Annotated in this window: 16 protein-coding genes and 1 pseudogene; 9 read left to right on the top strand and 8 right to left on the bottom strand. The window is 72.0% G+C overall.

The genetic code is table 11. The features are described 5' to 3' along the window. Positions 1-887 precede the first annotated feature (887 nt). Positions 888-2,324: a S1 family peptidase gene (locus ACW4TU_RS02940; protein ID WP_457424306.1), complete on the top strand. Its 1,437-nt coding sequence runs from the start codon at positions 888-890 to the stop codon at positions 2,322-2,324. Between the two features lie 143 nt (positions 2,325-2,467). Here ACW4TU_RS02940 and ACW4TU_RS02935 read toward each other — a convergent pair whose 3' ends face one another. Next, complete coding sequence (locus ACW4TU_RS02935; protein ID WP_457424304.1) at positions 2,468-4,615, bottom strand: PP2C family protein-serine/threonine phosphatase; 2,148 nt, start codon at positions 4,613-4,615, stop codon at positions 2,468-2,470. 318 nt (positions 4,616-4,933) lie between these two features. On the opposite strand from ACW4TU_RS02935, the gene ACW4TU_RS02930 reads away from it, so the two are divergent. After that, on the top strand, positions 4,934-5,548 hold the full coding sequence (locus ACW4TU_RS02930) for a LuxR C-terminal-related transcriptional regulator (RefSeq protein WP_457424302.1): 615 nt from the start codon (positions 4,934-4,936) through the stop codon (positions 5,546-5,548). 288 nt (positions 5,549-5,836) lie between these two features. Here ACW4TU_RS02930 and ACW4TU_RS02925 read toward each other — a convergent pair. The 4 genes and pseudogenes from ACW4TU_RS02925 to lanKC form a co-directional block, all read right to left on the bottom strand. Next, positions 5,837-6,382 (bottom strand): annotated as a pseudogene (locus tag ACW4TU_RS02925) (ATP-binding cassette domain-containing protein); the annotation flags it as partial. A gap of 1,042 nt (positions 6,383-7,424) precedes the next feature. Beyond that, on the bottom strand, positions 7,425-9,155 hold the full coding sequence (locus ACW4TU_RS02920) for an ABC transporter ATP-binding protein (protein ID WP_457424300.1): 1,731 nt from the start codon (positions 9,153-9,155) through the stop codon (positions 7,425-7,427). Between the two features lie 86 nt (positions 9,156-9,241). Next, positions 9,242-9,358, bottom strand: a complete 117-nt coding sequence (locus ACW4TU_RS02915; RefSeq protein ID WP_329267574.1) for a SapB/AmfS family lanthipeptide — start codon at positions 9,356-9,358, stop codon at positions 9,242-9,244. Between the two features lie 60 nt (positions 9,359-9,418). Beyond that, on the bottom strand, positions 9,419-12,061 hold the full coding sequence (gene lanKC, locus ACW4TU_RS02910) for a class III lanthionine synthetase LanKC (RefSeq protein ID WP_457430675.1): 2,643 nt from the start codon (positions 12,059-12,061) through the stop codon (positions 9,419-9,421). 163 nt (positions 12,062-12,224) lie between these two features. On the opposite strand from lanKC, the gene ACW4TU_RS02905 reads away from it, so the two are divergent. The 5 genes from ACW4TU_RS02905 (at position 12,225) to ACW4TU_RS02885 (ending at position 18,521) form a co-directional block, all read left to right on the top strand. Beyond that, complete coding sequence (locus ACW4TU_RS02905) at positions 12,225-14,693, top strand: SpoIIE family protein phosphatase (protein ID WP_457424298.1); 2,469 nt, start codon at positions 12,225-12,227, stop codon at positions 14,691-14,693. 81 nt (positions 14,694-14,774) lie between these two features. Then, the gene (locus ACW4TU_RS02900) at positions 14,775-15,842 is read left to right on the top strand and encodes a glucose-1-phosphate thymidylyltransferase (RefSeq protein WP_457424296.1); all 1,068 of its coding nucleotides are present in this window, start codon (positions 14,775-14,777) and stop codon (positions 15,840-15,842) included. Beyond that, positions 15,839-16,849 (top strand): dTDP-glucose 4,6-dehydratase, encoded by a 1,011-nt coding sequence (rfbB, locus tag ACW4TU_RS02895; RefSeq protein ID WP_457424294.1) that lies wholly within the window; start codon positions 15,839-15,841, stop codon positions 16,847-16,849. Before ACW4TU_RS02900 ends, rfbB begins: the two co-directional genes overlap by 4 nt. Then, positions 16,846-17,718 (top strand): dTDP-4-dehydrorhamnose reductase, encoded by an 873-nt coding sequence (gene rfbD, locus ACW4TU_RS02890; protein WP_457424292.1) that lies wholly within the window; start codon positions 16,846-16,848, stop codon positions 17,716-17,718. The genes rfbB and rfbD overlap by 4 nt, the downstream gene beginning before the upstream one ends. Then, complete coding sequence (locus ACW4TU_RS02885) at positions 17,718-18,521, top strand: class I SAM-dependent methyltransferase (protein ID WP_329267565.1); 804 nt, start codon at positions 17,718-17,720, stop codon at positions 18,519-18,521. Before rfbD ends, ACW4TU_RS02885 begins: the two co-directional genes overlap by 1 nt. Before the next feature lie 74 nt (positions 18,522-18,595). Here the strand turns inward: ACW4TU_RS02885 and rfbC are convergent, their stop codons facing one another. Both rfbC and ACW4TU_RS02875 read right to left on the bottom strand, forming a co-directional pair. Beyond that, on the bottom strand, positions 18,596-19,195 hold the full coding sequence (gene rfbC / locus ACW4TU_RS02880) for a dTDP-4-dehydrorhamnose 3,5-epimerase (protein WP_457424290.1): 600 nt from the start codon (positions 19,193-19,195) through the stop codon (positions 18,596-18,598). 4 nt (positions 19,196-19,199) lie between these two features. Continuing rightward, positions 19,200-21,176: a glycosyltransferase family 2 protein gene (locus tag ACW4TU_RS02875; protein ID WP_457424288.1), complete on the bottom strand. Its 1,977-nt coding sequence runs from the start codon at positions 21,174-21,176 to the stop codon at positions 19,200-19,202. Between the two features lie 142 nt (positions 21,177-21,318). Here ACW4TU_RS02875 and ACW4TU_RS02870 point away from each other — a divergent pair, with 142 nt between their 5' ends. Then, positions 21,319-21,828, top strand: coding sequence for a metallophosphoesterase family protein (locus tag ACW4TU_RS02870; RefSeq protein ID WP_457424286.1), 510 nt, complete (start codon positions 21,319-21,321; stop codon positions 21,826-21,828). Here the strand turns inward: ACW4TU_RS02870 and ACW4TU_RS02865 are convergent. After that, entirely contained in the window at positions 21,819-22,931 is a 1,113-nt protein-coding gene (locus ACW4TU_RS02865) for an XdhC family protein (RefSeq protein WP_457424284.1), read from the bottom strand. The two genes, ACW4TU_RS02870 and ACW4TU_RS02865, sit on opposite strands and share 10 nt — an antisense overlap. Positions 22,932-23,044: 113 nt before the next feature. On the opposite strand from ACW4TU_RS02865, the gene ACW4TU_RS02860 reads away from it, so the two are divergent. Then, complete coding sequence (locus tag ACW4TU_RS02860; RefSeq protein WP_457424282.1) at positions 23,045-24,907, top strand: endoglycosylceramidase; 1,863 nt, start codon at positions 23,045-23,047, stop codon at positions 24,905-24,907. Positions 24,908-24,941 lie beyond the last annotated feature (34 nt).

Here is a 24,941-nt window from a genome sequence, read left to right as displayed (position 1 = left end):
AAAGCACGACCGCACAGCCCGCTTCCAATCAACCAACCGCCTCACCAGGGCATTTGAGACCCTCGGGCCCCACACGGTGAGGGTGTGCGCACGCCTTGGCGGCGACTTCTTCACATGGCGCACGGCTTCGGTGCACTTCCCCTCTTGCGGCCGGGCACGCGCGTCGGTCACCGGTACACGGCGGAATCGAACATTCCGCCACCAAAGGCGTGGTGTGTGACGAGCGCATGTGCGGAACCGTCGTATGCGGTGACCTGGCTGCGTATTCGCTGTGCAGATTCCCTGGAGCCGGGATTCGCGATGGATCGACCGACGCAACGCCATGACGCGATTACGGAAAGTGCTTTTCTGTGCGTCTCCTGTGTGTCAACTCGGTCCGCGAGCAGGTGCACCGCGCTTGCGCGGGCCGCGACTGCCGCCTCGACCACGACATCGGATCCGGTCGCCGCGCGCGGGAATTGCGTCGGCCCGTCGGCCCGTCGTCATGAGGGCGAAGACCCCCGCGTCGCCGACACCGCGATCACGCCCGAGAGTGTCCTGCGGCGGCCGTCGGTGTCTGCTCCGGCGCGGTGCCGACCAGGGGATTCGCGGCATCGTGCGGGGCTCGTCCGGCTCGTCGGCCGGCCGGCCGGGACCGGACGCCCGGGGCGCGAAGCAGGGGAAAAGGATCCTGTCCGGTTCGGCGGGCGTCATCGGCATATGGGTGGTTGTTCCCGGCAGCCGTCGGTCAGGCCCGGGCAATGGCCGATTCGCTGTTTCGCAAAGGGAGTTGGCAAATAATTTGAACGCCCCGAGCAACCCGTCCGTACCTACAGCCATCCAGGCGCCCCAGTCGGTCGCCGATGAACGATCGGCGGCTAAGACCCCGCCCCGCAGGAGGTCAGAAGTTGAGTCACAAGCGAGTTCCGAAGCGTAAGGCCGCGATAGCGGTGGGCAGTGTCGCGGCGATCGGAGCGGCGGCACTGTTGCTGCCCAACGCCATGGCGTCCCAGACCGACGCTGCGGACAGCGCGGCTCCGAAGACCCTGAAGGCGACGGATGCCTCCGATCTGGCCTCGCAGCTGCAGCAGTTGCTCGGGGATGCCTTCGCGGGCTCCTACTACGACGCCGACAAGCAGCAGCTGGTCATCAACGTCGTCGACGGCGACAACAACAACGTCATCATCCAGGCCAAGAAGGCCGGTGCCGCCGTCCGCGAGGTCGACAACAGCATCGCCGAGCTGAAGGCCGGCGCGCAGACGCTGAAGACCGAGGCGACCATCCCGGGCACCGCCTGGGCCCTCGACCCCCGGACCAACAAGATCCAGGTCACCGCGGACAGCACGGTCACGGGCGCCAACTGGAACACGATCGAGTCGACCGTCAAGAGCCTCGGCTCGGGCATGGCGACGATCAAGAAGACCGAGGGCACCTTCAAGACGTTCGTGGAGGGCGGCGACGCCATCTTCGGCGGCGGTGCCCGCTGCTCCCTCGGCTTCAACGTGGTGACGGGCGACGGCACCCCCGGCTTCCTGACCGCCGGACACTGCGGTGTGGCCGCGGCCGAGTGGTCGGACACGGAGGGCGGCGCACCCATCGCCACCGTCGAGACGGCCACCTTCCCGGGCGACGGTGACTTCGCACTCGTGAAGTACAACGACCCGGCGACCGTGGCGGCCAGCACCGTCGACGTCGGCAACGGTCAGACCGTCGACATCCTCCAGGCCGCCGAGGCCGCGGTTGGCCAGCAGGTCTTCCGTATGGGCTCCACGACGGGCCTCAACGACGGCGAGGTCACCGGCCTCGACGCCACCGTGAACTACGCCGAGGGCACGGTCACCGGCCTCATCCAGACCAACGTCTGCGCGGAGCCCGGCGACAGCGGCGGCTCGCTGTTCACCCAGGACGGCGGCGCGGTCGGCCTGACCTCCGGCGGCAGCGGCGACTGCACGGTCGGCGGCGAGACCTTCTTCCAGCCGGTCACCACGGCCCTGGCTGCCGTCGGCGCGACCCTCGGCGCGGGCGACGCCGGTGCGGGCGCGGGCGCTGGTGCGGCGGCGGGCGCCGGTGAGGAAGCCGGTGCGAGCGAAGACCCCGGACTCGGTGAAGAGGTCGGTGCGAGCGAAGTGCCCGGCGCGGGTCAGGAGGCCGGTGCTGGTCAGGAGGCCGGCGCTGGTCAGGAGGCCGGCGCTGGTGAAGAGGCCGGCGCCGGTGCGGAGGCCGGTGCGAGCGAAGAGCCCGGACTCGGTGAAGAGGTCGGCGGCGACGAACTCGGCGGCGTCGACGACCAGACCGGCAACGGCGCGGACGACGGCACCGGCCTGGAGAACAACGACAACCACTGACCGGCCACACCGGTAACACCAGTAGTCCCGGCCGCCACTGACACGGTCCGGCCCTCCGGCGGGAGGGCCGGACCGTTCCGCGTGCGCGGGGCTGTGGCGGGCGGCGGCCCATCAGCGCGGGCGCCGCTCCCGTGGCGCGTCCGTCAGTTCTCCGCCCGCGCCCTCAGCAGAAGCAGCGCGATGTCGTCCACCCGGTCCGTCACCCTCGCGCCGAACTCGACCAGCCCGTCGGCCAGTTCGTCCAGCGGCCGGTCCCCGTTCGCCGCGAGCCGCCGGCCGAGGGCGGCCAGCGTCTCGTCGATGTCGACGCCCGGGGACTCGATCAGCCCGTCGGTGTACAGGGCGAGGACACAGCCCGGCAACAGCTCTACCTCGGTCGGCGGGTACGTGGCCGAGGCGTCGATCCCCAGCAGGGGACCCCCGGCCAGGTCGAGCACCCGTACCTGCCCGTCCGGGTCTCTCAGCAACGGCTGCGGATGCCCCGCACGGGCCATCACGGCCCGGCCGGTGCCCGGATCGAGCCGTAGATACAGACAGCTCGCGAACAGCTCGGTGCCGAGGTCGATCAACAGCCGGTTGGTGCTGCTCATGACCTCCTCCGGCGCCTGACCGACGGTCGTGTACGCCCGTACGGCCGTACGGATCTGGCCCATCAGGCCGGCCGCCGTCACGTTGTGCCCCTGGACGTCCCCGATCACCGCCGAGGCCCGCCCGTGCGAGCACACCAGGTCGTAGAAGTCGCCGCCGATGTCCATGCCCTGGGTGGCGGGCAGATAGCGCGCGGCGGCCTCGAAGCCGGGCAGCGACGGCAGGGAGCTCGGCAGCAGGGCGGCCTGGAGACCGTGCGCGACCCGGTGCTTGGCGTCGTACAGCAGGGCCCGCTCCAGAGCCTGGGCGATCAGGCCGCCGAGACTGGTCAGGACGGCGCGCTCGTCGGCGGGGAACGCGTGCTGTTCGGCGTAGCCCAGCACACAGGTGCCCACCGGACGTCCGGACGCGATCAGCGGGAGAAACGCCCAGGCCGCCGTCGGACCGGACATCTCCCGCACCGCCGGATACGCCCGCTCCAGCTCCCCCCGGGACTCGAAGAAGGCGGGCACACCGGTGGTGAGGACCTGGTTCCCCGGGGTCTGCGCGGTCCGAGGCAACCCGTCGAACCGCTCCACGAGCTCTGGGTCGGCGTACCCGCGATGCCCCACCACGCGCATCCGCCCGCTCTGCGAGCCCAGCAGTACGAGCGTCTGACAGCCGGCCGCCGGCATGATCTCGTCCGCGGCCAGCTGGATGACATCCTGGACGCTCGCCGCCTCGGTGAGGGCCCCCGCCAGGGACAGCACCTGCGAGATCGTGACCAGGCTGGACGGGCCGCCCGGTCTGCGCCCCGCCCGGTCCAGTTCGGCCACCGCCCGCGCCCGGGTGATACGGACGCTCAGCCCGGTCGCGCTCGGATACAACCGGAACGACAACCAGTCGCCGGGCGGCCGCAGCGCCACGAACGAGGTGACATGCAGGCTGAACAGCGCGGCGCGGTAGCGGTCCTCGTACACCGGATCGTCGAGCCAGGGCAGCGCCCACAGCTGGGTGCCCAGCAGAGCGCTCGCGGGGACACCCAGCAGGCCCGCGGCGGCCTCGTTGACGAAACGGACCCGCCCGTGCAGGTCCAGCGAGCACAGCCCGTACGGCAGCCGCGCCACCATCCGTGCCGCCTCGACCGTGCCGAGGGGGTCGGCCGTGGGCGCCTCGGGCGAGATGGCCAGCAGATCCCTCTCGGGCCGCAGTTGACGGTGCTCGGCCGCGGCGCGCTCCAGACGCAGCGCCAGCCGGTCGCAGGCCGAGCTGAGCCGCTCCCGCTCCCGGTCCGACAGCTCCGGCGGGTGCGACCCGGGCCAGGTCACGAAGATCGACCCGTACACCGTCGAGGCGGTCGCCACCGGTACGGCGGCCAGGGCGAAGGGGTAGGGCAGCACGACGGCGACCCGCGGATACCGCCGGGCCATGTCCTCCTCGCCGCCCACCCAGATGAACCGCCGCTCGCGCGCGGCCTCGGCGACGGGGACCGGTGAGCCGATCCCGACCCGCTCCCAGGGTGCCGCGAACGCCCGGGGCAGCCCCGCCATGACGGCCATCTCCAGCACCGACCCGCCGGGGGCCAGCAGATACACCCCGCCGGCGAGGGCCCGGACGTCCTCCATCATCCCCGCCAGCGCCAGTGACAGCAGCGGCTTCCCGAACGAGGCCGAGCGGGCGTCTCCCCCCGGCCGTCCGCGCGCGGAGGCCCGTCCATCGGCCATCGGGGCCACCTCCTCGCCGGGCCGGGTACTTCCGACTCAAGGCTCTGTCCACTCGGCCCTTCGCGCACGGCGAGCGGGCTCCGGCACACCCAGGGGCCGACGGCCGCGGCAGGAAGGATCCGTGCTGGACACCTCTGCCGTCCCGGCTCGTGTCCCCGCGGTGGACACACATGTCCGGCGTGTAAAGCCCCACGTGTGCGCCCCGCGCATCCTGTTGGCCAGTTCTGCACGCCCTGGAGACGCGGCAAGAGGCGGAAGCCGAAAAGGGGGCACACGCGACAGCGGTGAACCCGGGCCGATGCGAGTGAAGGAGCGGCAGTGATCCGAGTACTTCTGGTGCACGACGCGTGTCTGATGCGATCGGTCCTGGCGGAGTGGCTGAGCAGAGAGTCCGACCTAGGGGTGTCCGACGCCTCCTGGCACAGCGCCGCGGGCAGAGTGCGTTCGCTGCGGCCCGATGTCTGCGCGGCCGACCTGGAGAGCCTGGACACCTACGGCATACCGCCGCTGGGCGAGTTACGGGACCGTGGGGCGGGCGCACCCGCCCCACGGCTGCTGGTACTGGCCAGCGCCGACAGGCCGGGCCTGCTGAAGCGGGCGGCGGAGGCGGGCGCGCTCGGCTACGTCGACAAGGACAGGGAGGGGGCGCCGGAGCGGCTGGTGTCCGCCATCCGGAAGGTCGCCGCGGGGAAACGTTTCGTCGACGACTCGCTCGGCTTCGGCTTCCTCAGAGCCACCCAGATTCCGCTCACCCCGCGTGAGCTGAGCGTCCTGTCACTCGCCGCGGAGGGGTCGTCCGTCGCGGAGATCGCCGGCAGCCTGCACCTGTCCCACGGGACCGTGCGCAACTACATGGCGGCCATCACCCGCAAGACCGGAGCCCGCAACCGCGTCGACGCCATCCGTATCTCGCAGGGCGAGGGCTGGCTGTGACGGCCTCGGCGGCGCCGCCGACCAGTTGCCCACCAGGTCCCGGTAGAGAGACGAGCGCTCCAGCAGTTCGTCGTGCGTCCCGTACGCGCAGCGCCGGCCGTCCATGACGAGGACACGGTCCGCGCGGCGCGCCGAGGCGATCCGGTGCGCCACCACGACCAGGGTGGTGCCGGCCCGGGAGGCGAAGGCCCGCTCGGCGCGTTCCTCGGCCTCCGGGTCCAGATGACAGGTCGCCTCGTCGAGGAGCGCCACACAGGCGTACGAGAGCCAGGCCCGGGTCAGCGCGATCAGTTGCCGCTCGCCCGCCGAGAGCGCGGCCGGGTCGACCAGGCTCCCGGGTCCGCCGTGCCGGGCGAGGAGCGGGGCGAGCCCGACCGCCTCGGCGGCGGCCAGCAGTTCGGACTCGGGCACGGGATCCGGCCGTAGACAGCCGAGGTTGTCGGCGAACGTCCCGCTGAACACGTACGCCTCCTGGGGTATGACGACCCGGTGCGCGTGGGCGGTGTCGCCGGGCACCGGGTGCCCGCACAGCCGGATCGCGCCGTGCTGGGGTTCGAGGAGTCCGGCGGCCAGGGAGACGAGGGTGGACTTGCCGATGCCACTGGGGCCGACGACGGCGAGCCGCGTGCCCGGGGGCAGGCTGAGGGTGAGGTTCTCCACCACGGGCGCACAGGTGGGGCCGTAGGCGAAGGTGAGGCCGGAGACGGTCAGGGCGGGCGCCCTCGCGGGGGTGTGGGCGGGGCGGGGGTCCGGACCGCTGCCGCCCTCCGCCGCCGGGCCGGGCGGCACCAGGCGGCGCAGTACCACCGCGAGCCGGGAGCCGCTGGTGCCCATGCCGTGGACCAGGTTCTGGAGGGCGGGCAGCAGGGACTGGGTGACATAGGCGAGCGCGCCGACCAGCGCACCGGGTGTGACGCCACTGCGCAACAGCCAGGGCGCGGTCAGCAGCAGCAGGACGATGGGGAGTTGGCCGCCGACGGCGATCGACGCCACGCGCGGTAGTCCCCAGCGGGCCAGTGAGCGGGCCGTCCGCAGTTCGGCCTCGACCCGTTCGCCGACATCGGCCGCCACCTGCTCCTCCGCGCCTCCCGCGGTCACGTCCCGCAGTCCCTCGCAGACGTCGCCGAGCCGGTCGGCGAGGCGTTCGTCGGCGACGAGGAACGCCTCCTGGCGGTGGGCCAGCGGGCGCATGCTCGCCGCGAAGAGGCCCACGCCGGCGACCAGCGGGGGCACGACCACCAGCAGCAGGGGCGGGGCCAGCGAGCCCAGTCCGATCAGCGCGCCCGCGGCTGTGAAGACGAACGAACGGGAGACCATCACCACCCCGGCGAAGGTGTCCCGGGCGATCTCCACCTGCTGGGTCAGCGCGGAGAGCGCCCCGCCCTCCGCCTCCCGGACCCCGCGCGCCACCACCCGCTCCACGAGCCGGTCCCGCAACGGTTCGACGAGCGAGGCGACCGCCCGGTACACCCGCCCCGTGCCGTAGGCCCCGACCGCGACCGCGAGCGCGGCGACGCCGAGCCACCCGAGTCCGACGCCCGTCCGGCCGCGCAGGAACCCCTCGTCGAGGGCGCGGGCGAGGGCATAGCCCATGAGGAAGGTCTGCGCGGTCTCCAGCAGGGACCACAGCACGAGCCGCGCCACGACCCGCCGCTGCTGCCGCAGAAACCGCAGTCCACGCGCGCGTAGGCCGTAGCTTCCGGCCGGCCGCCGCCGAGCGTCCTCACCCTCGCGCATCCGTGATCACCTCCTGGTGGCTGTCGGTGCGCTGCGGTCGTGCAGGTGTCCTGGTCGCGTGAGCGGGTGCTGGCGGCCTGCGGGAATCGCGGTCCGCGCGCGTAGGCCGTAGCTTCTGGCATGTCGCCGCCGGGCGCGTTCATTCTTCGGCATCCGCGAACACCTCCCGGTAGCCCTTCTCACGCCATAGCCGCGCATGGGTTCCCACCGCCCGCACCCGCCCTCCGTCCAGCCAGGCCACCGTGTCCGCGCGGGCCGCCGTGGAGACCCGGTGGGCGACGATCACCCGGGTGCTGCCGGGGGAGTGGTGCAGCAGTGCCTCGACCACCTGGTGTTCGGTGACCGTGTCGAGGCTGGAGAGCGCGTCGTCGAGGACGAGCAGCCTGCTGTCGCGGGCCAGTACCCGGGCGAGGCCGAGGCGCTGCCGCTCACCCCCGGAGAGGGGGGCGGCCCGGCTGGGGGTGGCGTAGCCGTCGGGCAGCCGGCGGACGAACGAGTCCGCGCGGGCGGCGGCGGCGCCGGCCCTGATCCGGTCGGGCGGCGCCGGCCGGACGCCGAAGCCGATCGTGTCCGCGACGGTGTCGCCCAGCAGCGCGGGGCGCTCGAAGGCGTAGCCGATCGCGCGGCGCAGCTCGTCGTGGTCCAGGTCGGGCAGTGGTACGCCGTCCAGCAGGACGGTGCCTTCGTCGGGGTCGGTGAGACGTCCCGCGAGGGCCGCGAGGAGGGACTTGCCCGTGCCGGAGCGGCCGACCACGGCGAGTGTGCTGCCCCCGGGCACGACCAGGTCGACCCCGTCCAGGATGGTCCGCCCGCCACGGCGGGCGGTGACCCCGCGCAGCTCCAGCCGACCCTGGCCCGGAGGCAGCCGGCGGCTGCCGTACGGCGTGACCGGCTCGGCCAGCACCTCGCCGAGGCGGCGGGCCGACGCGCGGGCCCGGACCAGCCCCGACAACTGCCCGACCAGGACGCCCACCCCGGCCGCCAGGACGGCGTACCGCGAGGCGGCGAGCATCTCGCCCACCGTCAGCCGGCCGCGGACCAGCAGGACGCCCGCCACGGCCACGACCCCCAACTGCAGCAACGGGGCCAGGGCGACCGCCCTGGCCGCCGCGCGTCCCTGGACGTGCCACATCCGGTGGCCCGCGCGGGTGAGCTCGGGCAGTGGCCGCAGGACCCGGGCCACCTCACGGTCCGCCGTCCCGCACGCGGCGATGGTGCGGGACCCGCCGATCGCCTCCGCGAGCGCACCGGCGATCCGCCCCTGGGCGTCCTGGTAGTCGGCCACGCACCGTGACGAGTCCTGGGTGAAGGTCCGCAGCAGCAGGGCCAGCAGGGGCGCCCCGGCGAGGAACACCGCCGCCAGCCACGGGTCGAGCAGGCCGAGCGCAACCACCGCTCCGACCGGTCCGGCGAGCGCGGCCAGCAGCGCGGCCAGGGCGGCGGGCGCGGTCCCGGCCTGCGCGGCGTTGCCCACCAGCCGGGCCACCAGCTCCCCGGACCCGAAACGCGCCCCGGCCCGTGGGCCCACGGCCAGCAGGTGCCCGGTCAGCCGGTGCCGCAGCCACGCCGTGGCGCGGGCACTCGTGGTCCCGCTCAGCACGGTCTCCACGGCGTCGAGGACGGCGAGCAGCAGTACGAGACCGGCGCACCACAGGACCCAGCGCATGGCGCCGGTGCCGTCCGGGTGCGCCAGCAGCACGTCGAGAGCCCGCCCCAGGGTCAGGGGCAGGGCCAGACTCAGACCCGTCGAGACCGTGGCGACCAGGAACAGGACCGCGCAGCGTGCCCCGGTGCGGCGCACGGTCGCGCGCAGCGGCGAGGCGGTGTCCGCGGCCGGGGCCGGTCGGTCGTGGGTGGTGGTTGTCGTCATCGGGGAACTCTCCGACGGGGGGTGACGGACCGCCGGGCGGCCCTCCCACGAGTGGGAGAGACCGCCCGGCGCCCCTGCGGGAGTGCTTAGAGACAGAGGGTCACGCTGGCCGCGCTGACGCAGGACAGCAGGCTGAGCGTGCTGTTGGCGCCCGTGGCGGCGGTCTCGTCGGACTCCATCGTCTGAAGGTCGAGCAGTGCCATGTCGATTCCTTTCGTTGGTCCCGGTGAGTTCCGGGATCTCCTGTGGGTACGGGTGTCGCGTCACGACTCCTGGTGCGGAGCCGCGTTCTGGGGCCGCCGTAGCGGCGGGAGGAAGGGCAGAGCGGCGGGGGCCGTCTCGTCGAGGGCCGCGCCGAGCGCGAGCAGACAGCCCGCGGTACCGGTGCCCAGGTCCATGGAGAGCCGCATCATCTGGTGCCCGGGGAAGGCCAGTTGGCCCTGGTACGACATCGCGTACCAGCCGAGCCCCGCGATCTGTTCCCGCAGCCGCGCCTCGGGGGCGCCGGTGCGGGCGAGATGCAGGATCATGCCTGCCCTGCCCTGGAACAGGCCGGGCTGTGCGTAGAAGCGCGAGGCGGCGGAGGTCAGGATCCGGTCCCGGGCCTCCTCGAAGCCCTCGCGCCCGTCGGAACGGGTCCGGGAGCGCCCCTCGGCCGCGTCGAGTGCCAGGTAGTCGTCGAGGACCAGGCCGATCCCCACGCTGCCTTCCGCGAGGTAGGGCATGGTCCGCCATCCCTCGTCGACCTCGAGACCGCCGCCCCGCTGGACGACGCAGCGGTCCAGGTCCCGGCGCAGCGCCGTGCCGGCCGCGTCGAGCAGCGCGGGGTCGCCTGTCGCCTCGTACTGCCGGAGGAACAGCAGCGCGGGCCCGCTCGCGCCCCGCAGGAGTCCGGCGCGGCGCTTCGGCGGGTCGGGGAGCGGCTCGTCCAGACGGCTCAGCAGGATGTCGGTGACGTCCTGGGCCCGCAGGGCGAACTCCGTCTCCCCGGTCGTGCGCGCCAGCCCGCCCAGGACCAGGCCCAGCCCGGCGAGGCCGCCGCGCAGGTCCGAGGAGAGCTTGTGCCACTTCTCCCGGAGGACGACGTCGATCAGGTCCAGCGCGCGCGGGCGGTGCCCGAGCAGGTCGAGGACATGGGCGACGCCCGCGAGACCGTCGTACAGACCCAGCGGTGTGCCCACCGGTACGGGGTCGGTGTGCGCCAGCAGCCAGCGCTCGCCCTCCTCGTACCGCTCCGCGCCCGCCCGGGACAGCGCGTACAGCACCCCGGCCGCGCCGTGCGCGACCCCGAGTCCGCCGCCGTCGGAGAACTGGGTGATGTCACCCGGGAAGAGCCGGTCGTCCCGTTCGGGGGTGGCCGAGGCGAGAATCGCCTTCACCATCGAGTCACGGCTGTACGGCCAGTCGCCGGGCTCCACAGGAGCGGCGGGCGGCGCGGGTGCGGGGCGGCCGGATCCCGGCTCGGACACGTCACGGGTGATCTCGGCGACCGCCTCGGCCAGGAACTTGGCCGGTACGTCCGGGAACTGGCCGGCGATCACTTCGGCCAGGTGGGCCGCCTTGCCACGGTCCACCACGAACAGGGTGGTCAGGGGCATGAAGAGCGCGAGCCGCAGACACGCCAGCGCGTACCGGTCGACGTCCAGGCCCCTGCGGTCGGGCGGGGCGAAGAACCCCGGGTGGGCCACGACCTGGCGGCCCCGCTCCTCGACCGGTGCCGCCGCCTCGAAGTCGACCAGGGACACCGACTCCTCGTCGGGCGCCACCATGATGTTGAAGATGTGCAGGTCGTTGAAGACGATCCCGCGCGCGTGCACCGCCTCGACGGTCTCCTCGACCGCACGGTGGATACGCAGCGCCCACCGGGTATAGGCGGCCACCGCCTCCGGATCGGGGTCGTGCGTGAGCAGCGGGTGGCGCTCGGCGAAGAACGAGTTGAGGGGGCGCCCCTCGATGAAGTCCATGACGAGGAAGCGGTGGTCCCCGAGCGTGAACCAGTCACGCACCTCGGGCACCGTCCCGAGCCCCGACACCCGCTCCAGCGCCGCACGCTCGCGCTCCAGCCGGGTGATCGCGTCCGCGCCGTCGGCCGCCAGCCCCGCGTGCGGACGCCCCTCCTTCAGGACGACACGGCGCTCGTCGCGCGTGTCGGTGCCGACATAGACACCGCCGCCGTTGGAGAAGTGCAGGGCCTTCTCGATGCGGTACGGCAGGTCGCTCACCGTCGTCGCGTTGCGGGCCGCGAGCTGCGTCTCCAGGAACGCGGGCAGCCGTACCCACTCCGGGACCTGGAAGGACGGCGCGCGCCGGTCCGGCACCAGCCGTCCCTCACCGTCCCGCACGGCCGGGACGAGCGAACCGCGCTCGTCGACCACGAAGGAGCGCGCGAACGCCCCGTAACGGACGTACAGCGGACCGTCGTGCCAGCGCAGATCGGTGAGGATGTAGGGGCCCTCGCAGCCCTCCAGCAGCGCGCCCAGCTCGGTCAGCACCTGGTGCAGGTGATCCTCGTCGGCCGGGTAGATCGTCACGAACTTCCCGCTGCCGTCGCGGCCCGCGTACTTGGTGTTGCGCAGGTGCAGCAGATGGGGGCCCGGCAGGAACTTGAAAGGGATACCGCGCGGCACGCAGTAGTCCCACACCGCCGCGGCGATCCGCTCCGCGTTCGCCCGGGTGGCGGAAGCGTGCACCTTCCAGCCCTGGGTGGGTCCGGGCAGCGGGTCGCCGTCCGCGCCGAGCGGCGTCAGCGCCAGCCAGTCGCCGATCCGCCCCGCCCGCCAGCCCGCCGGCACCGCACGGCCGGCCGTCTCGAACAGGGGAGCGGCCTGGCCGGCTGCGGACAGCCGGTCGGGCGTCTCGTAGAAGTGCTGGTCGGCGAGTGCGTACACCTCGTACCGCTGGTCCATGCCCGCCTCCTCGATGGCTTGCACCGAGCCTTCCAGTCCGTGCACGGGTCCCGACAGTCACGGCTGTCACGAGTGCACTGTGCGGAACGCATGGGTACGGCCGGGGCGAACGCCCGGAGCGTCAGGGGCTGCGCCCGCGCCCCATACGCGCTGTAATGACGACGTGGTCAGTGAGGAGGCGGGACGCGGATCGAGAACGGCGCGTGCCGAACTCGCCCTGAAGTCGCTCGCCGCCGACCTCGACCCCCGTGAGCGCCTCCGTCGGATCCTCGAACAGACGCTCGTCTTCGCGGGCGCGAGCGTCGCCGCCGTCTACACCCCGGGCGACACCGGTGACGTGCTGTGTCTCGTCGAGTCGGCCGGGGTGCCGCGGACGCTGTACGGCCTGCGCGACAGCTATCCCGTGGCCGCCCACTCGCCCGCCGCGGACGCCCACCGCACCGGGCGGCCGGTCTGGCTCGGCCCCGACGAACTCGCCGAGTGCGCCGAGTCCCGGCGGATGCCGGCCGGTGCCGTCCATCTGGCCGCCCTGCCCGTCCGCGCGGGCGCGGCGGCCGGTGACGGCGGCTGTCTGCTCGTCGTGACGGAAAGCCCCGGTGGCTTCGACGACAGCGCCCGGGGCTGCCTCGGACTGCTCGCCGAAGCCGTCGCCTGGCCCGCTCCGCTCGCCGCCTCGGACCCCGGTGAACTGGCGGCCGGCGCCTTCAGCCTCGCCATGGACAGCGGGCGCGTCGAGGTCGGCGACGAACTCCTCGAACTGTTCGCGCTCGACCGGGCGGACTTCGACGGCAAGGTCGAGACCCTGCTCGGGCTGACCGTGCCCGAGGACCTGCCCTCCCTGATGTCCGTCGTCGAGGCCGACCACATGTCCATCGGCGACCGGGAACTGGAGTTCCGGGTCCTCCAGCCCGCCGGCCCGCCGAGATGGCTGCGGCTGCGCGGGCGCCTCGTGATCGCCGGAGAGGGCCGGGCCGCCCGGCTCGTGGGCACGGTCGGTGACGCCTCCACCCTGCGCTCCGGTGTCACCGACGTGGCCCGCGTCCAGCGCCTCGCCGCCGCCCTGGCCACCGCAGGAACCGTCCGTGACGTCAGCCAGGCCGTCGTCACCGCGCTGCGCGAGCCGCTGCTGGCCGACCGGATCGCCCTCGCCGAACTGGACAACGAACGGCTCGTCGTCACCGTCCTCGACCCGCCCGAACCCGAGTCCTGGCCCGAGCTGTGGCGGCTGGAGTGGCGCTCCGAGTGGCCCGAGTCGCCCGTCCGCTCCATGCCGACGCTGGCCGCCGCCCTGCGCGAGGGCAGGGCCGCCATCTGGCCCGCGGGCACCGAACTGGAGCCCGCGCTCGACGGCGTCGGCCCCGGTGGTCTCGCCGTGCTGCCGCTGCCCGCGGGCGGCCGGATGGCCGGCATCTGCCTGATCGGCTGGGACAGCCCGCACGAGTTCGGCACCGACGAACGCGCCCTGCTCACCGCCGCCGCCGGTCTGGCCGGACAGGCGCTGACCCGCGCCCACGCCTTCGACGCCGAACACGAACTCGTCGGGATGCTCCAGCGCTCCCTGCTGCCCCGCCGCCTGCCCAGACTGCCCGGCGGGGTCGCCGAGGCCCGCTACCTCCCGACCACCGAGGGCCTGGAGGTCGGCGGCGACTGGTACGACGTGATCCCACTGCCCGACAACCACGTCGCCCTCGTCATCGGCGACGTCCAGGGGCACAACGCGGGCGCCGCCACCCTGATGGGCCAGATGCGCACCGCCCTGCGCGCGTACGCCGTCGAGGGCCACCCGCCGGACGTCGTCGTCTCCCACGCCAACCGTCTCCTTGTCGACATGGAGACCGACCTCTTCGCCACCTGCTGCTATGTCGAGGTCGACATGGAGGAGGGCACCGCCTGGTACGTCCGGGCCGGCCACCTTCCCCCCGTCGTCCGCCATCCCGACGGCACCACCGAGATCACCGAGTCCGACGTCGGCCCCCCGCTCGGCGTGCTGGCCCGGGCCGAGTACCCGATGAGCATGCTCCGCCTCCAGGCCGGTACCCTCATCGCCCTCACGACCGACGGTCTCGTCGAGTCCGCCCAGATCGACATCGAGGACGGCCTCGACGCCCTCGCCGCCGATCTCGCCGCCGCCGACCCCGCCCACCTCGGCCTGGTCGCCGACGCCCTGCTCGCGGGCGCCAACCGCAACGACGACGTGGCACTGCTCCTGCTGCGCTACGACGGCATGGAGCGGCGCCCGCTGCGGGAGAGCTGGACGGTGTGGCGGGTGCCCGAGGCGGTCCGGCACGCCCGCCGCTTCACCCGGCGCACCCTGCGCGCCTGGGGGGTGGCGGGGGAACCGGGCGTCCAGGAGAACCTGGACACCATCCTCCTCGTGGTCTCCGAGCTGGTCACCAACGCCCTCGTGCACACCGACGGCCAGGTCCGGCTCGACCTCACCCTCTTCAACGGCCGACTGCGCGTCGCCGTCGCGGACAACTCGCCCCGTACACCCATCAGACCGACGAACCTCGGCTGGGAGGCCACCGGCGGCCGGGGCATGCTCCTGGTCGAGGCCATGTCGGTGGCCTGGGGAACCGTCCCGGTCAGCGGCGGCAAACAGGTGTGGAGCGAGCTCGCGCTGGAGCCCTGAGGGCACGCGGGCGGGCCCCCGGGCCGGTCACGCTGCGGCACCGGATATTACGTCGTGGGAAATCGAAGCTAGGGTGAACGGATGAAGGCTCTCGTGCTCTCCGGCGGCGCCGGCACGCGGCTTCGGCCGATCACCCATACCTCGGCGAAGCAGCTCGTACCCGTGGCCAACAAAGCCGTGCTGTTCTACGGCCTGGAATCCCTCGCCGACGCGGGCATCACCGAGGTCGGCATGATCGTCGGTGACACGGCCGCCGAGATCGAGGAAGCGGTCGGCGACGGATCGAGGTTCGGCCTCAAAGTCACCTACATCCCGCAGGAAAAGCCCCTGGGCCTGGCCCACGCGGTGCTGATCGCACGGGACTTCCTCGGTGACGACGACTTCGTCATGTACCTCGGCGACAACTTCATCATCGGTGGCATCAGCGACCTCGTCGACGAGTTCCGCCGCCTTCGCCCCGACGCCCAGATCCTGCTCACCCGGGTGCCCGACCCGCGCTCCTTCGGCGTCGCCGAACTCGACGCGGACGGCCAGGTCATCGGCCTGGAGGAGAAGCCCGAACACCCCAAGAGCGACCTCGCGCTCGTCGGCGTGTACCTCTTCACCCCGGTGATCCACGACGCCGTACGCGCCATCAGCCCCTCCGGGCGCGGCGAGCTGGAGATCACCCACGCCATCCAGTACCTGATCGACGCCCGGTCCGACGTACGGTCCACGCTCATCCAGGGCTACTGGAAGGACACGGGGAACGTCACCGACATGCTGGAGGTCAACCGCATGGTCCTGGAGGGCCTGGAGCGGCGGATCGACGGCGACGTGGACACCGCGTCCGAGACCATAGGGCGGGTGGTGATCGAGGAGGGCGCGAGCATCAGCCGCTCACGCATCGTCGGCCCCGTCGTCATCGGCGCCGGAACCGTCGTCAGCGACTCCTACGTCGGGCCGTTCACCTCCGTCGCGGAGAACTGCCGGATCACCGACAGCGAGCTGGAGTTCTCCATCGTGCTGCGGGACTCGTCCATCGCCGGGGTGGGCCGCATCGAGTCCTCGCTCATCGGCAGGCACGTCGAGGTGACCCCGGCCCCCAGTGTTCCCAGCGCCCACCGACTCGTCCTCGGAGACCACAGCAAGGTGCAGATCCACTCATGAACCTCCTCGTCACCGGCGCCGCCGGATTCATCGGCTCCACGTACGTCCGCACCCTCCTCGCGTCCGACGCCCCCGACGCGCCCCGGATCACCGTGCTGGACAAGCTCACGTACGCGGGCACCCTGGAGAACCTCCCGGTCGGCCACCCCCGGCTGAAGTTCGTCCAGGGCGACATCTGCGACGCCGAACTCGTCGACAAGCTGATGGCCGAGGCCGACCAGGTCGTCCACTTCGCCGCCGAGTCCCACGTGGACCGCTCGATCGACGGCGCCGCCGACTTCGTCCGCACCAACGTCGTGGGCACCCAGGTGCTGCTGGACGCGGCCCTGCGCTACGGCGTCGGCCCCTTCGTGCACGTGTCCACCGACGAGGTGTACGGCTCGATCGAGTCCGGCTCCTGGCCGGAGGACCATCCGCTGGCCCCCAACTCGCCCTACTCGGCGTCGAAGGCGTCCTCGGACCTGCTCGCCCTCGCCTACCACCGCACCCACGGCCTGGACGTCCGCGTCACCCGCTGCTCCAACAACTACGGGCCGCACCAGTTCCCCGAGAAGGTCATCCCGCTCTTCGTCACCAACCTGCTGGACGGCAAGAAGGTCCCGCTCTACGGCGAGGGCCTCAACGTCCGCGACTGGCTGCACGTCGACGACCACTGCCAGGGCGTCGACCTGGTGCGCACCGGCGGCAGGCCCGGCGAGGTCTATAACATCGGCGGCGGCACGGAACTGAGCAACAAGGAACTCACCGGACTGCTCCTGGAGGCCTGCGGGGCCGACTGGGACAGCGTGGAGTACGTCGAGGACCGCAAGGGCCACGACCTGCGCTACTCCGTCGACTGGAGCAAGCTCCACGACGAGCTGGGCTACACCCCGCGCCACGACTTCGCCGCCGGACTCGCCGCCACCGTCGCCTGGTACCGCGACAACCGCGCCTGGTGGGAACCCCTCAAGCGACGCGTCGGCGCCGATGAGAAGGACGAGCGGGCCGGGAAGCAGGTCAGCGGATGAAGTGGCTGGTGACCGGCGCCGCCGGCATGCTCGGCCACGACACCGTCGGGGAACTCCTCCGACGCGGTGAGGACGTCGTGGGCCTCGCCCGCGCCGCCCTCGACATCACCGACCCGGACGACGTGCGCCGCGTCTTCGAGGAGCACCGGCCCGACCTGGTCGTCAACTGCGCCGCCCACACCGCCGTCGACGACGCCGAGACGGACGAGGAGACGGCTCTCCTGATCAACGGCGTCGGACCGCGCCTGCTCGCCCAGGCCTGCGCCGAGCACGGCGCCCGGCTGATCCATGTGTCCACCGACTACGTCTTCGACGGCGAGGCCCGCAGCACCCCGTACCCCGAGGACCACACCCCGGCCCCGCGCACGGCGTACGGCCGCACCAAACTCGCCGGTGAACAGGCCGTCCTGGCCACGCTTCCCGACGCGAGCGCCATCCTGCGCACGGCCTGGCTGTACGGCGCCCACGGCGGCAACTTCGTGCGTACGATGATCGACCTGGAGGCGCGTCGGGACACCCTCGACGTCGTCGACGACCAACGCGGCCAGCCCACCTGGAGCGCCGACGTCGCCGCACGGATCGCCGACCTGGGGCCCCTGACCGGCCCCGAGGCGAACGGTATCCTGCACGCCACCAACTCCGGCGAGGCCACCTGGTTCGAGCTGGCGCGTGAGGTGTTCCGCCTCATCGACGCCGACCCGGACCGCGTGCACCCCACCACCAGTGCGGCCTTCACCCGGCCCGCACCCCGGCCCGCGTACAGCGTCCTCGGCCACGGCCGCTGGCAGCAGACCGGTCTCGGACCTCTCCGAGACTGGCGTACCGCCCTGCACGAAGCACTGCCACACATCCGCAAGGAGATTTCCTAGTGAAACGCCATGAGTTCCTCCGGGAGCTCCACAAGGTCAGCGCGAACAGGAACTACCTGGAGATCGGCGTCAACGACGGCCGAAGCCTGACCCTGTCCCGGGTACCGAGCATCGCGATCGACCCCGCGTTCAAGGTGGTCTCGGAGATCCGCGCCGACGTCCACCTGGCGAAGGCGACCAGCGACGACTTCTTCGCCCGGGAGAACCCTCTCGCCCACCTCAAGGGCGGCCGGCACCCCCTGCGCAACCTGGCTCGCAACCGCAGCCCGTTCGGCTACTGGCAGCGCACCACGCTCGACCTGTCGTTCATCGACGGCATGCACCTGTTCGAGTACGCGCTGCGCGACTTCATCAACGTCGAGAAGCACTCGGACTGGGCCAGCGTCATCGTCCTCGACGACATGCTGCCGCGCAGCATCGACGAGGCCGCCCGCGACCGGCACACCAACGCCTGGACCGGCGACGTCTACAAGCTGATCGAGATCCTCGCCCGGTACCGTCCCGACCTGGTCACGGTCCTCGTCGACACGGCGCCCACCGGACAGCTCATCGTCTTCGGCGCCGACCCCGACAACACCGTGCTGAAGGACAAGTACGACGAGATCATCGCGGAGTTCGAGGTCCCGGACCCGCAGAAGGTGCCCGAGAGCGTCCTGGAGCGGACGCCCGCGATCAAGCCGGAGACGCTGGTCGAGGCCGCCTTCTGGGCCCCCCTCGTCAGGTCCCGCAACCGCGGCACCAAGCGCGGCAAGGGCCTGGAGCAGCTGCGCCGCAGCCTGGCGCCGCTGAGCACCAGCCGCTGACGCAGGACTGAGCGAAACCCGCGGCCCCGGCAGCTGATCAGCTGCCGGGGCCGCGGTGCGTTTCTGCGGGGGAGTTACCGGTTGCCGCGCAGCTCCGCGTAGTACGCCTTGCACTCCTCGTACGACGGCAGCAGCCCCGCCCGCTCCGCCTCCGCCAGCGTCGGCGCCTCGGCGTCCTTCTCCGACAGCACCGGCTCGATTCCCTCGGGCCAGGCGATCCCCAGCGCCGGGTCGAGCGGATGCACGCCGTGTTCGCGCCCCGGCGCGTACCCCGTCGAGCACAGGTACACCACGGTGGCGTCGTCGGTGAGCGCCATGAAGGCGTGCCCGAGGCCTTCCGCGAGGAACACGGCGTGCCGGGTCTCGTCGTCGAGCCGTACCGCCTCCCACCGCCCGTAGGTGGGTGAGCCGACCCGGATGTCCACCACCACGTCCAGGACCGCGCCGCGCACGCACGTCACGTACTTGGCCTGGCTCGGCGGTACGTCCGAGAAGTGCACCCCGCGTACGACGCCCCGGCGCGAGACCGAGCAGTTCGCCTGGGCCAGGGAGAGGTCGTAGCCGGTGGCCTCGCGGAACTCCTCGCCCCGGTACCACTCGTGGAAGGCGCCCCGGTCGTCCGGGAAGATCTTCGGCTCCAGTACCCAGGCGCCTTCGATGTCCAGTGCTCGCATGCTGTCAGGCTCCGTTTCCGCGTCGGAGCCCGGCCTTGCGCGCGATCTTCCCGAGGGCGCGCCGCACCTTGCGGACCAGCCGCTGCCCGGTGCTCGGCCCGGCCGGCCTGGTGGGCCGCACGACCTGCACACGGCCGCCCTTGGCGCTGAGACCGACGGACATCGCCAGGAAGCGCGGCTCGCCGGCCTCCGGGGCCAGGCACAGCGCGGGCTTCCACGTCCCGTCGGCCAGTGCGCCGCCGGGCAGCGTCGCCTCGACGAACGCCCCGGAACCGTCGGGGGCGCCGGACAGCGTGCCGGACACCTCCACGGGCTCGGCGACCGCCGACGAGGTCAGCCGCAGCAGTGCCTTGGTGTCGCCGGGCACGTGCAGGGGGAGGGCCACGCGCAGGCGGTCACCCGTGACGGTGACATCGTCGGGCTTGAGGCGGCCGAGGCCCACGCCCTTGACCGCGCGGTCGACGTCCAGGGACAGCGTGGCCTGCTTCGCGGTCCAGTACGGCAGGACGACGCGACCGGCGACCACACCGGCCGGCGGGACCGGACGGGGGTCCAGCTTCACCGGGCCGAGACGGCACTCACGGGTCCAGCCGCCCAGCTTGATCCGGACGAACACGTCGAACAGACCGCCGCCGAGCACCACACCGCCCGCCGCCGTGCCGGGGTCGACGGTGGCCGTGCCGCGCAGCACCAGCCGCACCTGCCCGTCCTCGTCGGCCGGGAGGGTCTCGCGGGTGAGCTCCACCGGCTGGAAGAACTGGGCGGCCGTGGTCCGCTCACGCACCAGGAAGTCCGCCGTCGCACTGCCGAACCGGGAGACCGTGGACGCGCCCACCCGGGCGATCGCGTCGTCGGCGTCGGTGGGCGTGCCGTCCAGGTCGGCGCCGTCGCTGTCGTCCTCGGCGGGGAACGTCATCGGCCTGCCGCGCGAGGTGAACTCGGCGGTGAAGCCGACGTGCAGGACACCGTCACGCCACTCGACGCTCTGCGGGGTGGCCGTGGGGGCGAGCGACGCCTCCCACTCGGCGAACGCGATCACGTCGTCCAGCCGGTCGGCGGCGATCAGCGCCGCCACGATCCGCTGCGCCTCCTGCATCCCGTTGGCGACACCCGGGCCGAAACGCTCGACGACGACCCCGCGGATCTCGTCGAACATCTCCTTGCGGTAGTCCTCCGGCAGCTTGAGCAGCCGGTTGCCGCGCATGCGCTCGACCATCTCGTTGCGCAGCCAGCGCCGGTAGAGGCGGTCGCGCACCACGCCGGGCTCGGTGTACCGCTCGACGACGTCGAGGGCCTCGCGCAGGTTGCGGAAGTAGCCGACCGGGTCGAAGCGCTGGAACCCCGCGTTCGAGGCGTCGTCGCGCTTGACGTGGTAGTAGCAGACGTAGTCGCTGAGCACGGACACGTTGTCCGCGCGCAGATAGGCCTCGGTCACGAAGACATGGTCCTCAAGACGCCGCCTGCCCTCGGGGAAACGCAGGCCGATGCGGTCGAGGAACGCGCGGCGGAGCATCTTGTGCGGGGTGAGGCTGTCGATCAGCGGGGCGTTCTCGACACCGGCCTTGGGGTGGTTGTGCCGGAACAGCTCGACCGGGACCGGGCGGCCCTTGCCGGCCATCTTGCCGACGATCACATCGGCGCCGTTGGCCACGCCGTACTCGTACATCCGCTCGAGAGCCTCGTCGCCGAGGTAGTCGTCGTTGTCGACGAACATCACGAACTCGCCCTGCGAGGCCTCGATGCCGACGTTGCGCGGCTTGCCCGACCAGCCCGAGTTCTCCTGGTGGATGACCTGGAAACGCGGTTCCTCCGCGGCGAGCTGGTCCAGCCGGGCCGGGGTCTCGTCGGTGGAACCGTCGTTGACGAAGATCACTTCGTACTCGTCGGCGGGCAGCGACTGCCGCAGCAGCGACGCGACGCAGTCCTCGATGTACGGTCCCGGGTTGTACACCGGAACGATGACGCTGACCTTGACCGGCATGCGGCTGGAAGCCCCCTTTTGGCTTTACTCCCCGTTTCCGCAAAGGCACGGTCCGGGCTGCCTGATACTAACCGGGCGAGGGTCCCCCACACCTGTCGGGGCGTGGCGGGGGAGCGCCCCAGCAGGCGTCTACGCTCGGGTGGTGCGCCTTCTGCTCCTCTCCGACACCCACCTCCCCAAACGCGCCAGGCGACTGCCTGCGGCGCTCCTCACCGAACTCCCGCTCGCCGATGTCGTCCTCCACGCCGGCGACTGGATCGACACGGCCACCCTCGATCTCCTGGAGGCCCGTTCCCGTCGTCTGATCGGCGTGTACGGCAACAACGACGGCCCCGACCTGCGCGCCAGACTCCCCGAGGTGGCGCACGCCGACCTCGGCGGTCTGCGCTTCGCGGTCGTCCACGAGACGGGTCCCGCCCAGGGCCGGGAGGCCCGCTGCGCCGCCCGCTTCCCCGACGTCGACGTGCTGGTGTTCGGCCACAGCCACATCCCGTGGGACAGCACCGCGGACACCGGCCTGCGGCTGCTGAACCCCGGCTCACCGACGGACCGGCGCCGTCAGCCGCACTGCACGTACATGACGGCGACGGTGACGGACGAGGGGCAGCTCGCCGACGTGGTGCTGTACAGGCTGCCGCCCCGTCAGGCCTGACCCGCCTTCGGCGGATGGATGGCGCCGCCCGTCGCCGTCAGTGCCACCCCGCTGCCGCCCCAGCGCAGGGCGACGATCTCGGCGGCCACGGACACCGCCACCTCCTCGGGCGTACGGGCACCCAGATCCAGCCCGATGGGGGAGCGCAGCCGGGACAGCTCCGGCTCGGTGAGGCCGGCCTCCGTCAGCCGTCTGTGACGGTCGTCGTGGGTACGCCGGCTGCCCATCGCCCCGACGTACGCGGCGGGCCGGCGCAGCGCCTCCGCCAGCAGCGGTACGTCGAACTTCGGGTCGTGGGTCAGGACGCAGACCACCGTGCGCTCGTCGGTGTCCGTGCCGCGCAGATAGCGGTGGGGCCAGTCGACGACCACCTCGACGCCCTCGGGGAAGCGCGTCGGGACGGCGAAGAGCGGGCGGGCGTCACAGACGGTGACCCGGTAGCCGAGGAAGACCCCGATCCGGGCCACGGCGGCGGCGTAGTCGATGGCGCCGAAGACGAGCATGCGGGGCGGGGGCGCGAAGGAGTGCAGGAACACGGTGACGGCGTCCTCGCGCCGCTCCCCATGGGGCCCGTAGTGTCGCAACCCCGTTGCTCCCAGGGCGAGTTCACCGCGTGCGTCGGCGGTGACGGCCACGTCGAGGCCGGTCGTGCCCAGCGTGCCGGACACCCGGTCGGGCCGGACGGCGAGCGTGGCGCCGCGCGCCGCCGGACCGTCGGTCACGGTCGCGACGGTCACCGGGCGGCCCGCCGCCACCGTCTCCGCGACCGACCCGAAGGAGGGATCGAGGGCGGGAGTGACAGGCCGTACCAGCACGGTGATCTCACCGCCGCAGGTCAGCCCCACCGCGAAGGCGTCCTCGTCGCTGTAGCCGAAGGTCTCGAGCCGTGCCTCCCCGCTCGCCACGACCTCCTGGGCCAGCTCGAACACCGCGCCCTCGACACATCCCCCGGACACGCTGCCCACCACCTCGTCGCCGGGCCCCACGGCCATCGCGGCCCCGGGGTCGCGGGGCGCGCTGCGGCTCACCGAGACGACGGTGGCGAGTCCGAACGGTTCGCCCGCCGCGTACCAGCGCCCGAGCGCGGGGAGAATGTCACGCACGATCCGCTCCTTTTGTCGCCCATGTGACTTGATGATCGCCCATGAGCGTCAAAAGCTGAAGGTTACTCATGAGTCAGTTGGTATTGACGACTCCTGATGCACGCGGGACTGTAATGCACATGTCGAAGTCGCGTGTGCATGTGCTCGGCGTACTGGTCCTGGTCACGGGTTTCCTGACCACTGTCGGCTCCCAGCCCGCTCGGGCCGACACCCTCTGGTTCGACTCTCCTACCTCCACCACCCTCACCGTCCAGAACGGTCGGTTCTCCGACGCTCTGGGCCGCGAGGTCGTGCTCCGCGGCTACAACGTCTCCGGCGAGACGAAGCTCAAGGAGAACAACGGACTGCCCTTCGCGTCGGTCGCCGACGCCAAGAAGTCCGCCACCGCGCTGCGAGCGCTCGGCGGCGGCAACAGCGTCCGCTTCCTGCTCTCCTGGGCGTACGCGGAGCCCGTGCGGGGCGCTACGAACAGTAGCTATCTGGCGGCCGCCACCGCTCAGATGGGCGCCTTCCTGGACGCGGGCATCCGCGTCTACCCCGACTTCCACCAGGACCTCTACTCCCGCTGGCTCTTCGACTCGGACAGCTGGTACACCGGCGACGGCGCCCCCAAGTGGGCCGTCGACCTCGGCAACTACCCGGACGAGTACTGCGGGATCTGCCTCCTCTGGGGGCAGAACATCACCTCGAACGCGGCCGTGAAGAACGCGACGTACGACTTCTGGCACAACACCTACGGGATCCAGGACTCGTTCCTCGACACCGCGCAGAAGACGATGACGTACCTCAAACAGAACCTGACGAGCGCCCAGTTCAGCGGTGTCGTCGGCTTCGACCCGTACAACGAACCGCATCCGGGGAATCTCGACTCGGGCCAGACCAGCCGGACCTGGGAGAAGGACGTGCTGTGGCCGTTCTTCGTGAAGTTCCGGGCCCGGATGGACGCGGCCGGCTGGCAGGACAAGCCCGCCTTCGTGGAACCGAACATGTTCTGGAACGCCAACATCGACTCCCAGAAGCAGGAGGGCGGCCTCCTGGACGCCGGTGCGGTCGGTGGGCGCTACGTCTTCAACACCCACTTCTACGACCAGAAGGCCATCTCCGGCATCCTGATGTGGGGCAATGCGGGGGACGGCCAGTACGTCACCGACTTCGGGACGGTCCGTGACCGGGCCGCCGCCCTCGGGACGACCGGGATCGTCAGCGAGTTCGGCCATCCGCTGAGCGGAACGGTGTCAGGCAAGGCGCCGACGGTCTACAAGGCGATGTACCAGGCCCTCGACTCCCGGGTGAAGGGCGCGAGTTGGTGGGCCAACGCCGGCGGATCGGGCCCGGTGCTCTCCGGCAGCCAGTGGCAGTGGGACATCTACAACGGCCGCCATCGGGAGCTGATGAACGACAACGCCGACAAATTGATCACCACCGGTGACGGCTGGAACGACGAGGACCTGTCCGCCGTACGCCTCGACGACTCCGGTACGGCGGTCCTGCGGCAGGACGCCCGGATGCTGGACCGCGTCTATCCGAGTGCCACGGCGGGGACGACACTCGCCTTCACCTACGAGGACCGCTCCCGGGACGGGTCCACGACCCTCACCTGGAACCCGGTGCCGAGTTCACTGCCGAACGTGTCCCAGCTGGTGGGCTCGGGGCAGTACGGGGTGCTGGTGTGGCGGTCGAAGGGCATCTCGGCGCCGACCGAACTCCATCTGCCGGCGTCCTTCCCGACCGCGACCACCACGGTCGTCTCCGACCTCGGCACGGTCTACGGCCCGCCCGCCTACGCCAGTACGACCCCGATCGCGGCGGGCACCGACCCCGGTGGCACGGGAAGCCGCCGCCTGCTGCTCACCGCGCCGGACTCGGGAGTCCTGCACTACGCGCTGGTGACCAACGGGGCGACGGCTCCTTCGGCGACCGTACTGAGCGCCGCACGGGCCGAACTGGCTTCGTGGGCCGCGCAGAAGTTCAGCTAGCCGATCAACCGGCGGTCAACTGACCTGAAAAAAC

The organism is Streptomyces kryoterrae, assembly GCF_054072135.1.
The sequence above is the reverse complement of the archived record's forward strand: the minus strand, read 5'-3'. Positions and strand labels throughout refer to the sequence as shown.

What these genes read in the sequence shown, in the direction of transcription:
- ACW4TU_RS02935 (WP_457424304.1), bottom strand. Translation starts at nt 4,615, where the DNA reads ATGGCCGATGGACGGGCCTCCGCGCGCGGACGGCCGGGGGGAGACGCC.
- ACW4TU_RS02860 (WP_457424282.1), top strand. Translation starts at nt 23,045, where the DNA reads ATGCACATGTCGAAGTCGCGTGTGCATGTGCTCGGCGTACTGGTCCTG.
- ACW4TU_RS02900 (WP_457424296.1), top strand. Translation starts at nt 14,775, where the DNA reads ATGAAGGCTCTCGTGCTCTCCGGCGGCGCCGGCACGCGGCTTCGGCCG.
- lanKC (WP_457430675.1), bottom strand. Translation starts at nt 12,061, where the DNA reads ATGGACCAGCGGTACGAGGTGTACGCACTCGCCGACCAGCACTTCTAC.
- rfbD (WP_457424292.1), top strand. Translation starts at nt 16,846, where the DNA reads ATGAAGTGGCTGGTGACCGGCGCCGCCGGCATGCTCGGCCACGACACC.
- ACW4TU_RS02875 (WP_457424288.1), bottom strand. Translation starts at nt 21,176, where the DNA reads ATGCCGGTCAAGGTCAGCGTCATCGTTCCGGTGTACAACCCGGGACCG.
- rfbC (WP_457424290.1), bottom strand. Translation starts at nt 19,195, where the DNA reads ATGCGAGCACTGGACATCGAAGGCGCCTGGGTACTGGAGCCGAAGATC.
- ACW4TU_RS02920 (WP_457424300.1), bottom strand. Translation starts at nt 9,155, where the DNA reads ATGACGACAACCACCACCCACGACCGACCGGCCCCGGCCGCGGACACC.
- rfbB (WP_457424294.1), top strand. Translation starts at nt 15,839, where the DNA reads ATGAACCTCCTCGTCACCGGCGCCGCCGGATTCATCGGCTCCACGTAC.
- ACW4TU_RS02915 (WP_329267574.1), bottom strand. Translation starts at nt 9,358, where the DNA reads ATGGCACTGCTCGACCTTCAGACGATGGAGTCCGACGAGACCGCCGCC.